Below are 12,031 nucleotides of genomic sequence, written 5' to 3' on the forward strand. Positions count from 1 at the left end.
ATGTAGTTAACACAGAAGCTTTAAAGTAGTTTTTGTGTGAAAGAAACAAACATTTCAGGAGGAACTTAGAATATGAAAAACGTGAAAAATCTACTTTTAATGTTAGTAATGTCAGCTCTAGTAATTTTTGCAGCTGCATGTGGCGGAGGTCAAGAATCTGCTCCGGAGGAAAGTAACCAACAAACAGAAGAGCAACCAGTTGAAGAAACTGCTGAATTAGAAGGAGAAGTCATTGTTGATGGCTCCGGTACAGTATATCCTTTGATGGCTCGTATTGCTGAAGAATATATGACATCTGAACAAGAAAATGTAAGTGTTCAAGTTGGTCGCGCAGGTTCATCTGCAGGTTTTAAAAAGTTCATTCCTGGTGAAACTGATTTCTCTGATGCTTCAAGAAAAATTAAAGACGAAGAAATTGCTCAACTTGAAGAGCAAGGTTTAAAGTTTGGTGAAGATGTTCTTGAATTTAAAGTTGCATTAGATGGTCTAACAATTGTTATTAATAAAGAAAATACTTGGGTTACAGAAATGACTCAAGAAGAAATCGTGAATATGTTTATTTCTGGAAAATACAAAGAAGATGACAAAGTATTATGGTCTGATATCCGCCCAGAATGGCCGGCTGAAGAAATTAAATTTAATGGACCAAATGAAAACCATGGAACATATGAATTTTTCTATGAAACCATTTTAGATGAGCAAGATTTAGTATCTACTGTTAATCTTCAACAAGAGTATTCAACTTTAGTTGACCTAGTATCAAAAGATAAAAATGCAATTGCTTTCTTTGGTTATGGTTATTATGCAAGTAACACTGATAAGCTCCAAGCTGTTAAGATTGATTTTGGTAATGGCCCAGTGGAGCCTAGCTTAGAAACAATTGCTGAAGATGGTCCTTACGCTCCATTTACACGTCCGGTATTCACATACTTAAACGCTAAATATGCAGCTGAAAAGCCACAAGTTCTAGACTATGCAAAGTATGTTGTTACAATGGCAGATGATTTTGCTGGCGAAACTGGATTTGCTCCTATTCCAGAAGATACACTAAATGGCTATTTAGAGCAATTAAACGCAATTAAGTAAGATCTTATCCAATTATAAAAGAGAGAAGTTAGCTAAAAAGTTAACTTCTCTCTTTTGTTTATTAGTTGGGGAATTACAACAGCTCATTAAAAAGTTTACACTATAACCATTAGATATTTATTAAGCAGAGGGCGTGTACGGTAAAGCACAGCTCTCTTTTTGTATTCATTACAAAAACAATAGGAAATAGCCTATTTTAAACTTATCAGTGCCCATTAACTCTATCCTATTAACGAAAATTCCTTATACGGAACCAAATCAACCGGTTATATGTAAGTCACTTTATAAGCCTTGCTTAATATTTGAACATCCTTTGCAAGCGTTGACGGGTTACACGATTTATTAACTCCTGCAGCTTATATTTCTGGCTGAGAGGCATTAGTTAAAGCCGCTTGCCTGATCATTCTTATTCGCCATTTAGTCAACACTGCAGCTCCTAAAATTGCAAAGGCTCCACCCGCAAAAAAGTGCCTATCCCCTAGTGCGTTAATGCATTGATACACTAGGGTCAGGCTATAAAATGACTGCTACATTCAGCTAATTTATCTTTTTGCTTAATTCTATTAGGATCCCCCCAACTTGTTAGACCTATATAAATCATGAACTCCCTCCTCTTCCAACGGAAATCAGGGTTGGTTTAGTGAGAGTTTATTCTAACAAGCAAAAAAATTTATTTTGGAGTTACACCTATGCGGCAGCAAATGAGATACTATTGATTATAGTTAATTTTAATAAACAATCTCTTCGTTAAAAGAAATGTTGGTATAAAAAATAAAAAATAAGGTGATGGTTTAAAAACCCACCTTCTCCAAATACAATCCCTCGGCATCCGCCATACGACCAGTTTGAATTCTTTCTTTTGATTCGAGAATACTTGGTATTGCAGCAGCATCTTTTTCTCCTAATCCAACTTCAATTAACGTACCTACAATTTTTCTCACCATATTGTAAAGGAAACCATTGCCACGCACTTTGATTTCGATAAAGCCTTCAATTTCATTTATCTCAAGTGAGTATATTTCGCGCACCATGGACTTTTTCTTCGACTTTGCGTTGGAATATGAAGTAAAGTCATGCTTACCTAGAAAATATTGAGATGCTTTTCTCATTTTTTCGATATCAAGCTTTTCCTCCACATGCATACTGTACTTTCGCATGAAGGGATGTGTATATTGCACGTTCCAAATCTTATACAAATACGTTTTATCTTTAGCATTATAGCGTGCATGAAAACGATCATCAGTTAACGTAACATCCACAACGCTAATATCATTAGGAAGATATCTGTTTAAATAATGCATAACTTCATCTTCTGTTGCATTTTTACGCATTTTAAAATTAGCGATTTGACCAAGAGCATGTACACCTGAATCTGTTCTTCCAGATCCAATGATTTCAATCTTTTCTCCTGCCAACTCTGTTAATACGTTTTCAATTTTCCCTTGAATAGTGTTATCACTATCACCGAGTCGTTGCCAACCTTTGTAACGGCCACCATCATACTGGATGGTTAATTTATAATTGTTCATTGCTTTGCTTTCTCCTTATTTAATTACTTTGTCGCTTTGATACCTACCGTGCTTATTAAAGGAAAGAATAACGATACGAAATTTTTACGTAAAGTCGTATACAATGTTTATTGCTATTTCCTAACCAGCATCACCACTGCTTCCACATGCGCCGTATGTGGAAACATATCAACCGGCTGGATGTAGTTCACTTTATAAGCTTTGCTTAATGTTTGAACATCCTTTGCAAGCGTTGACGGGTTACATGATACATAAATAAGTTGTTTTGGTTTAAGATTTAGCACAGTTTCCAAGAATTTTGAATCACAGCCAGTTCGTGGTGGGTCGACAACAATGACATCTGGACGCCACCCTTCCTTTTCCCATTTAGGCAGCCAGTATTCAGCTTTACCGACAACGTAATGGGTATTGTTAAATCCGTGCTTTTTGGCATTTTTCCTAGCATCTTCAATCGATTCCGCAATCGTATCCATACCACGGATTTCAGATGCACCTTTAGCAAGCCATAAGCCAATTGTCCCTACGCCACAATAGGCATCTACTAACTTTTCTTTGCCTGTTAAATGCGCTGCTTTTTTCACTTCATCATATAGCTTTACAGTTTGGATTGGATTAAGCTGGAAGAACGCACGGGCCGATAGCTCAAATTCCAAGTCACCCAATGCTTCTTGAATAACCTCTTCCCCTTCAAGATAGATCGTTTCTTCCCCAAAAATCAGTGACGTTTTCCCACCATTTATATTTTGTAGAATTGAAGTCACTTCTGGCAGCCTTTTCTTAATTTCTTGAAGAAGTAATTCTTTCTTGGGGATGTTGGCTTTCGTCGTTACTAACACAAGCTGAATTTCACCAGTTTGAAAGCCGACTCTAGTAATAATCGTCCGTACAAGACCGCTATGTTTTCTTTCATTATATATTGATATATCTAAATCCTCCAATATGGATTTCACAATCGTTGTCACTTTATTTGTACTAGAATGCTGCACCATGCAATCAGATATATCCACAAGTTTATGTGAATTCATTCCATATAAACCCGCTAAAACTTTTTCTCCTTCCTTAGCGACCTGAAGCTGACTTTTATTGCGATAGCCCCATGGATTTTCCATCCCAATAGTTTCACGAATTTCAAGTTTATCCATAGCTAGTTTTGTATGGCGCTCGAATGCTTGCGATACTATATCCCGTTTTTCTTTAAGTTGCTGTTCATAATCTAAATGCTGCAGCTGACAGCCTCCACATTGATCATAGACAGGACATTGTGGCACAACGCGATGTTCTGATTTTTTGCGTATTTTTTTTACTTTCGCTTCGGCAAAATTATTTTGTACTTTAGTTGTTTCAGCTACTACCACTTCACCAGGCAGTGCCCCGGGTATGAATACCGCTTGTTTTTTAAAAAAACCAACACCCTCCCCATTAATTCCAAGCCTTTTAATCGTCAACGGAAACTCTTGCCCAACCTGTAATTGCCCTTGACTTTGTTGTTTTTCTTTAGCTTTAGTCATATCTAAATACGTCTCCAATTCACATTGATTTATATCTACCTATTATAATTTGATTATTTGTAGAGAAGCAAACACTCAAACTGGTTTGAAAATCTTATTCATGGCAAAGCTGAATATAAGGACTATTCGAGGTGGTTTTATGCATATCTTACTTGATTCACTTTTAGTAATCGGCCGAATTGTAACAATCCTGCCTTTCTTGCTATTCATCACGATATTTATGGGAAAACGTTCTGTTGGCGAACTCCCTGTTTTTGATTTCCTTGTTGTATTAGTACTAGGATCCGTTGTTGGAGCTGATATTGCAGATCCGAAAATCGAGCACATACACACTATTGTTGCAATAATAGTGATAGCCCTACTACAGAAGGTAATTATTCGGATAAAATTAAAAAACAGTAAAATCGGCAAACTGTTAACCTTTGAACCTACAATAGTTATTTACAACGGTGAATTCCAAAGAGAAAATATGGAGAAAATAAATTTCTCTATCGATAATGTGTTACAAAAGCTGCGTGAAAAAAATGTATTTCATGTAAAAGATGTTGAAATTGCCATTATTGAAGCAAACGGATCCATGTCTGTCCGTTCTATTCCCGAGAAAGAAACTGTCAAAGCTGGTGATTTAAAAATATTAGCTAAACCTGCTGGATATGAATTTCCCGTTATCCTTGATGGTGTTATCCAAACAGATTTACTTACTAGATTAAATAAAGATAAAATCTGGCTAATAAATCAGCTTAATTCAATGAAGATTCCAGATGAAACACGCGTCTTTTACGGAGGGTTAAATTCTAAAGGGGAACTGAATATATCGTTAAAAAAACAACAGGACCAAACTCCACCCATTTATCATTGAATGAGATAATGAATAATTAATTATTAAACAACTTAAAAACCAGTACTGTATACTTCTCTCAGTACTGGTCAAATGCTATTTATTTGAAATAGTTTTGATAAAGTAATGGTTTAGGAAAACGATCTTTCACCATTAAATCATCCAAACTTTTAAATGTATAGCCTTCTTTTTTCAGGTCATCAATCACTTTTGGTAACGCTTTGGCATTATCCTCCGAAACGCTGTGAAGTAGCAATATAGCTCCCGGATGAATTTGTTTCATAATATTATCGTAAGCATACTGCCAGCCCTTCTGATTATTAGTATACCAATCAACAAAAGCCAACGACCAAAATACATTTGTATATCCAAGATCTTGCGAAAGCTTTAGCGTTCTCTCACTAAAAATTCCTCTTGGTGCACGAAGGTACAGCATGTCCTTACGTCCAGTTAATTTTTCATATTCCTCCGAAATCAATGTTAGTTCTTTTTTTAAACGGGTATCGCTTACTGCTGTCAAATCTGGATGGTGCCAGGAATGATTCCCAACAATATGTCCTTCTTTTATCATGCGTTTTACAAGATCATCACTTTCCGTTATATAATGACCAGTTACAAAAAATGCAGCTGGAACTTTCTTTTCTTTTAAAACATCTAATATTTCTGCTGTATATCCATTTTCATAGCCGTTATCAAAGGTTAAATAAATATCCTTTTTACTAGTGTCGCCTATATAAACGGAACCATATTGTTTTAATAAATTTTCGTACATCGGACCAGCATCTGCTGGCTGGCCATTACCGCCTTTTTTATAACCCCAATGAATCGGATTATTAGAAACTGATTCCGCAGACACAAGGTTTGTCATTGTTAAACACATTACAAATGCTATTACAAAACACAATTTGTTAACCATAATAAAATACCTCCTTCTTTGCCAATCTTTACGCTTAGTTTTTGAAAGGAATACATTTTAATACCCAACATTAAATGGAAAAGAAAAGCGCAAGTCTAGGAAATAGGTACATAAAACTTACCTACAAGGTGACTACAAGGTACAAAGTGACAGGCACTTGTTGTACAAAGTGACAGGCACTTGTCGAAAAAATTGTTAATTGCGATTTTCAAGCAAGTAATAGGCACCTCAATCCACGCAAAAAAGAAGGCCCTAAGTTGGCCTTCTCTCCGTAAATTGTATTAGTTAAATACTTTTTCTTTAAATTGTGCTAATTTTTCAAGTGAGGTTTTTTCTACATCTTTGTGTAAGCTATTGCCGTGTGAATCCATTGTTACAACTGCTTTGAAATCTTTTACTTTTAAGTGCCACATTGCTTCTGGAACACCAAATTCAAGTAAGTCAACGCCTTCAACAGATTCAATACAGTCTGCATAATATTGAGCTGCACCACCGATTGCATTTAAGTACACACCGCCATGCTCTCCTAGTGCTTTCAATGTTTTTGGACCCATGCCGCCTTTACCCATTACCGCACGAATACCAAATTTCTTCATAATATCGCCTTGGTAAGGCTCCTCGCGAATACTTGTTGTAGGTCCAGCTGCTTTTACAACCCAATTCCCATCTTCATCTTTGGCCATAACTGGTCCACAGTGGTAAACGATTTGGCCATTTAAATCAAGCGGTGCATCATGCTCCATTAAATGATGGTGGATAGCATCACGGCCTGTATACATCATACCCGTAATGTTAACAACATCACCTACTTTTAATGAACGGATTTGTTCCTCAGTAATTGGAGCTGTTAGCGTCACTTCACGTGAATCCATATCTGTTTCCGCTGCAGAAGCAACTTCTTCAAGTGCTTTAGCAAAGTCTACATCTTCACCTTCTGTATAGTGCCACTCTTGGATTTCACCTGTTTCCGGATTTAACTTCACACCTTGACGACGGAATGCCCAACAGTTGTAAGCAACTGATACATAGAAACTAGCTGGAATACGGTGTGCTACACCTACTTTACAGCCAAGTAATGTAGTTTCACCGCCGAATCCCATTGTTCCGATTCCTAATTCATTGGCATTGTCCATAACGTATTCTTCTAGTTTACGTAAATTTTCATTTGGATTTACATCATCACAATTTCTAAATAACTGTTCTTTTGCAAGTTCGTAACCTAAAGTACGATCTCCACCGATTCCAACACCGATGAAACCAGCTGAACAGCCTTGTCCTTGTGCTTGGTATACAGAGTGCATAATACACTTGCGGATACCATCTAAGTCACGGCCTGCGCGTCCTAAGCCTTCTAATTCACATGGTAAGCTATATTGAATATTTTTATTCTCACAGCCTCCACCTTTTAAAATAAGACGAACATCGATATAATCTTTTTCCCATTGCTCAAACTTAACAACTGGAATACCTTCTCCAAGATTATCTCCACTGTTAGCACCTGTAATTGAATCAACAGAATTCGGACGGAGCTTAGCATCCTTTGTTGCAGCTGCAATCGCTTTTCGAATCGTATCTTTAATTACTAATTGGTTTACTCCAACTGGTGTTTTTACCTTAAATGTTGGTAGCCCTGTATCTTGACAAATTGGCGATACATTTTCTTCAGCCATAATAATATTATTAGAAATGGTATCAAGTGACATCGCTGCTCTCGTTCCAGCATTTTCACTTAATTTTGCCTTCATAATTGCACGGCGAACATCCTTTGGTAATTTTGTTGATGTTTCAACAATGAGGTTATACATGCTTTCATATAATTTTTCCAATGTAAACTCCCCTTCCCCTTGCCTAATATAGAACCTTCTATAAAATTCCTATCATTCAGATAGAGATAAACATGCCATCTATTATTATAAGCCTTGTCTGATAATTTCGAAAGACTCTATGTCTGGAAATTACACTTTAAACCAAATTTTATATATATGATCCGGTTATTTAGGCGTGGGGGGCATTATTGCATTTTTATTGTACTGAATTTTAGTCGCATTCTTGGGGGGATTTTGGCAAGAGGGATTCTTGCCAGCTTAAAAAATAATAGGGGATTTCTTACGTCTTTACTAAACTTTTGATCCTCTATCTCACTTTTAACCACTATTTTCGTGGAATTTAATGAAAATAACGTACTATATGTCCGGTTAATCGCCACTAATAGTTGCTTTGAGGTCAATAAGGAACTATTTAGCCGCTTAGTTCTTCTCCACGCTACTTTTGCCGGACATCTAGGCCGCTATCCACCTAAAAACAGCTTGTTTCACAAGTTTACCGGACATTGGATCCGCTATTCCAGCTTTTAACCCCTGTTTCCGCTGAATTTAATGAAAATAACGTACTTTATGTCCGGCTAATCGCCACTAATAGCTATTTTGGGGTCAATAAGGAACTATATGACCGCTTAGTTCTCCACGCGACTTTTGCCGGACATCTAGGCCGCTATTCACCTAAAAACAGCTTGTTTCACAAGTTTACCGGACATTGGATCCGCTATTCCAGCTTTTAACCCCTGTTTTCCTTGTATTTAATGAAAATAACGTACTATATGTCCGGCTAATCGCCACTAATAGCTATTTTGGGGTCAATAAGGAACTATATGACCGCTTAGTTCTCCACGCGACTTTTGCCGGACATTCAGGCCGTTATTCACCTAAAAACAGCTTGTTTCACAAGTTTACCGGACATTGGATCCGCTATTCCAGCTTTTAGCCCCTGTTTCCGCTGAATTTAATGAAAATAACGTACTATATGTCCGGTTAATCGCCACTAATAGCTATTTTGGGGTCAATAAGGAACTATATGGCCGCTTAGGTACCCCCATCTACCAATCCACTCTAAATTGGTTAATCTTATCCTGCAAATCATCTAGCATTTGTAATAATCTGTCTATATCTTCAACATCCGCTTCTTCAGGATCAATGGTCTCCAACACACTAAGCAATAAATTCAAACGGTTTGTTAAATAATCGATATGTGATTTTTTATCATGAATTGACTTTGCCATCTCAATGATCGCTCCCTTCTTCTTTTCATAGTATCCAATCGATTACACTTTGACAAACAAATTAAAAGAAGATCATATGACAACTCACATGATCTTTTAGTTTATTCTTACTTATCTTGGTGATTCAGACGTAACAAATTTAAAAGATAAATGATCTTGAACAGGTATCCACGCTCCGATACCTTGCTGTGTGACATTTTTTACTTTTAGCTTTACTTTACTTCCTTTTAATTCAAGATAAACTTCACCAAAGGTAATCTTCCCTTTTTCATTAACTGCTGGTGTATATGCATATAAGTATCCAAGTTTTTTCGGAGCTACGTTATACACTTGTTCCTTCTTGGTACCTTGTCCAATAACAGTTTCAAATGCTAACGGGAGCTCTGTTTTCTTCATCGCTGTTAACATCATCATTTTTTGAACTTCTTCAGCATTGTTTATCCGCGATGTTAAACCACCTTTTATAACCTTCTCTTCTTCTTGTTGATAATGAAGCTTTTGTGCACTTTTACCGCTGCGATTGTCAAAATTATTGGTATTAGCAGGTTTATACTCCCAATTCACATTTGTTTCAGTGGACTCATAACTTAATGGCCATTGTCCTAAATATATTGTTGCACGATAGCCAATTGCAGTCGGCGTTGTATTAATAGAAGATTCATTTAAAATTCGAATTAAATCAGGATTTTGAATCGGTACTTCTGTTGTTTCAAGTAAAGTTTTTGTCAATTCACTCGGTTGAAGATATGGTAAATCCTGCGTCGGATTTGGATAAGTATTTTCCTTCGAAATATCTAATACCGAATCTGGAACTTTAATTTTGTTTGACTTAGTTCCTTTTGCATCTGCGGCGTTAATTGTTCCAAAAGTATTTGCAAATATGGCTAATAAAGCAACGAGAGTAAATAGAAATGTACGTAACGCTTTCAACTCAGTGACCTCCTTTAAAATACTTATTTGTATTTTTTTCGTTCCTATGTTTGTTTATCCATCCTTACATTTGGAAATTGAAGGTAAACTAAGAATACGTACCCTTCGGTTGTGTCCACTTCATCATCATCATTTCAAATTTAGGGAAGAAAAACTGAATAATTGGGCCGAGCAATAAAGTAATAACAATCGTTCCGAACCCAATTGGCCCTTGAAAAATTAAAGCTAATACCAAAGCACTTATTTCTCCTATTGTTTTAGCAATCATTAAGTTAACTCCAGTTCTACGCTGGATCGCAATCATTAAATTATCGATCGGAACTGGTGGGAATTTAGCTTGCAAGTACATAGATATCCCTATAGCTAATGTAATCGTACCAATAATAAATAGACCGACTCTTACATATAGCGATTCAATATATATGTTTTGAAAAACAATATACAACCAAAAATCAATAACTAAACCATTTATTACAACTGTGATCATCGCTAAGTATTGTGGCTTTACTTTCATCAGCCATGCATTAAAAAAAATTAAAAGAAACCCTATAATAAACACCCATGTCCCCACCGTAAATCCAATTACCTGCGATAAACCTACATTTAGTGCATCCCATGCACCTGCTCCTACATCTACCTTTACAATTAAGGCAATTGAAAATGCAATGATGACAATTCCGCTCAAATACATAAATAATCGTTGCAAAAAGTTATTCATTTTGAGAATCTCCTTATCAAGTAATCGGGAGTTACTGTAAAAGTAGACAGACTCTTTTAAGAATATTTCTCTAAACAGGAATTTATATTCCTTGTCAAGTATTGTAAATCCTAGTACGATAATTTCAATGACTAAAATTAATACAAGGAGCTTATACAGCATAATGTGTTCTGTTCACTCAAGATTCTGGATATTAATAAGCCTTGTTGCCATTTCTGGTTTTTCCCAAGGAATGCTGCTCCTTTAATTGCAATCATCTTCGAAAAAAATGGTATGTCCTCAAGCTTAATCGGGTTTCATGCAACATCACTTTACATTGGCGTTTTCCTAGCATCTCCATTTATTGAAAAACCATTAAGAAAAATTGGATTTAAACCAATGATTGGTATTGGTACCTTCCTAGTACTATTTTCCATGTTTTTTTTCCGCTTTGGCACTCTTTTTGGTTTTGGTTTGTGTTAAGAATGATAATCGGCATTGGCGATCAAATGCTCCACTTTGGTACACAAACTTGGATAACAGCGACATCACCAACGCATAAACGCGGGCGTAACATTGCATTTTACGGTTTCTTTTTCAGCTTAGGTTTTGCAATAGGACCTATTATGACTGGATTTATAACAGTTAATCAGTACCTACCTTTCTGGTTAGCTGCAAGCTTAAGCTTTATTGCTTGGCTTTGTTTACTAACAGTTCGCAATGAATTCCCTGAAGAAAACCTGAATGATAAAACCAAAAGTCAGGGATCACTGAAACGATTTTATAGCGCTTGGAAAATTGCATGGGTCGCCTTTCTTCCTCCTTTTGGTTATGGTTTTCTCGAATCTTCATTACTGGGTAATTTTCCGGTTTATGCACTAAGAATAGGCTTAAACGTCGATCACCTCGCGCTATTATTACCTTTGTTCGCAATTGGGAGTCTAATCACCCAAATGCCGCTAGGAATCTTAAAACTCGGAGGACAAAAGCTTTTGATTTTCATACTAATTGGCGGTTTGCTAATTTTTTCGATCGCGAGTCTCGTTGAAACTCATTATATTGGCTTGGTTGTTTGTTTAGTAATTGCAGGGATGCTGGTAGGCTCTACTTTCTCTTTAGGTATTAGTTTTATGGCCGATCTTTTACCTAAGAACCTGTTACCAGCCGGAAATATCCTGTGTGGTATTAGTTTTAGTGTCGGGAGCATCCTTGGTCCATTTGTAGGTGGTTTCTATATACAATGGTTTCCCAACGGCAGTTTCTTCTATGTTTTATGTACAATTTTAATATTTATTTTAATACCGTTGGCTTTATACAAGGATAAAAAAAACGATTTTAAAGGTCGTACCATCTTAAGGAACAGCAATAGGCTGATTCCTTATTTTATTATCCTTTCTAAAATAGTAAAAAAGCGGATTGACCGATTTTCCCTAATTGTTATATAATACAATTAATACACTTTATCTGTATTA

At 36.3% G+C, this 12,031-nt stretch carries 9 protein-coding genes and 2 pseudogenes; 3 read left to right on the forward strand and 8 right to left on the reverse strand.

Annotated features, from left to right (window positions below; translation table 11 throughout):
* The first annotated feature begins 72 nt into the window (after positions 1–72).
* Entirely contained in the window at positions 73–1,086 is a 1,014-nt protein-coding gene (locus C1724_RS16340) for a PstS family phosphate ABC transporter substrate-binding protein (RefSeq protein WP_180994300.1), read from the forward strand.
* Positions 1,087–1,355: 269 nt separating this feature from the next.
* Here the strand turns inward: C1724_RS16340 and C1724_RS26445 are convergent.
* The 3 genes and pseudogenes from C1724_RS26445 to rlmD all read right to left on the reverse strand — a co-directional run.
* Positions 1,356–1,424: pseudogene (locus C1724_RS26445) on the reverse strand (hypothetical protein); the annotation flags it as partial.
* A 453-nt stretch (positions 1,425–1,877) separates the two neighbouring features.
* Positions 1,878–2,615 carry a tRNA pseudouridine(38-40) synthase TruA gene (gene truA, locus C1724_RS16345; RefSeq protein ID WP_102347768.1) on the reverse strand — a complete coding sequence of 246 codons (738 nt, stop codon included), beginning with the start codon at positions 2,613–2,615 and terminating at the stop codon, positions 1,878–1,880.
* Between the two features lie 113 nt (positions 2,616–2,728).
* Positions 2,729–4,123: a 23S rRNA (uracil(1939)-C(5))-methyltransferase RlmD gene (rlmD, locus tag C1724_RS16350; RefSeq protein WP_102347769.1), complete on the reverse strand. Its 1,395-nt coding sequence runs from the start codon at positions 4,121–4,123 to the stop codon at positions 2,729–2,731.
* 139 nt (positions 4,124–4,262) lie between these two features.
* Here rlmD and C1724_RS16355 point away from each other — a divergent pair, with 139 nt between their 5' ends.
* Positions 4,263–4,982: a DUF421 domain-containing protein gene (locus C1724_RS16355; RefSeq protein ID WP_258000423.1), complete on the forward strand. Its 720-nt coding sequence runs from the start codon at positions 4,263–4,265 to the stop codon at positions 4,980–4,982.
* A gap of 79 nt (positions 4,983–5,061) precedes the next feature.
* Here the strand turns inward: C1724_RS16355 and pdaA are convergent, their stop codons facing one another.
* The 5 genes from pdaA to C1724_RS16380 all read right to left on the reverse strand — a co-directional run bounded on the left by pdaA (position 5,062) and on the right by C1724_RS16380 (position 10,580).
* Complete coding sequence (gene pdaA / locus C1724_RS16360; protein WP_102347968.1) at positions 5,062–5,841, reverse strand: delta-lactam-biosynthetic de-N-acetylase; 780 nt, start codon at positions 5,839–5,841, stop codon at positions 5,062–5,064.
* Between the two features lie 317 nt (positions 5,842–6,158).
* Positions 6,159–7,682 carry a fumarate hydratase gene (locus tag C1724_RS16365; protein ID WP_102347969.1) on the reverse strand — a complete coding sequence of 508 codons (1,524 nt, stop codon included), beginning with the start codon at positions 7,680–7,682 and terminating at the stop codon, positions 6,159–6,161.
* Positions 7,683–8,749: 1,067 nt separating this feature from the next.
* Positions 8,750–8,932: an SE1561 family protein gene (locus tag C1724_RS16370; RefSeq protein ID WP_102347770.1), complete on the reverse strand. Its 183-nt coding sequence runs from the start codon at positions 8,930–8,932 to the stop codon at positions 8,750–8,752.
* A gap of 111 nt (positions 8,933–9,043) precedes the next feature.
* Entirely contained in the window at positions 9,044–9,790 is a 747-nt protein-coding gene (locus tag C1724_RS16375; protein WP_258000440.1) for a YfkD famly protein, read from the reverse strand.
* A 160-nt stretch (positions 9,791–9,950) separates the two neighbouring features.
* A complete protein-coding gene (locus C1724_RS16380; RefSeq protein WP_102347772.1) occupies positions 9,951–10,580 on the reverse strand; it encodes a YczE/YyaS/YitT family protein in 630 nt (209 codons plus the stop codon).
* 163 nt (positions 10,581–10,743) lie between these two features.
* Between C1724_RS16380 and C1724_RS16385 the strand changes: the two are divergent.
* A pseudogene (locus C1724_RS16385) lies at positions 10,744–11,884 on the forward strand (MFS transporter); the annotation flags it as partial.
* Between the last annotated feature and the right edge of the window lie 147 nt (positions 11,885–12,031).

It is taken from the genome of Bacillus sp. Marseille-P3661 (genome assembly GCF_900240995.1).
GTDB lineage: Bacteria > Bacillota > Bacilli > Bacillales > Bacillaceae_J > OESV01.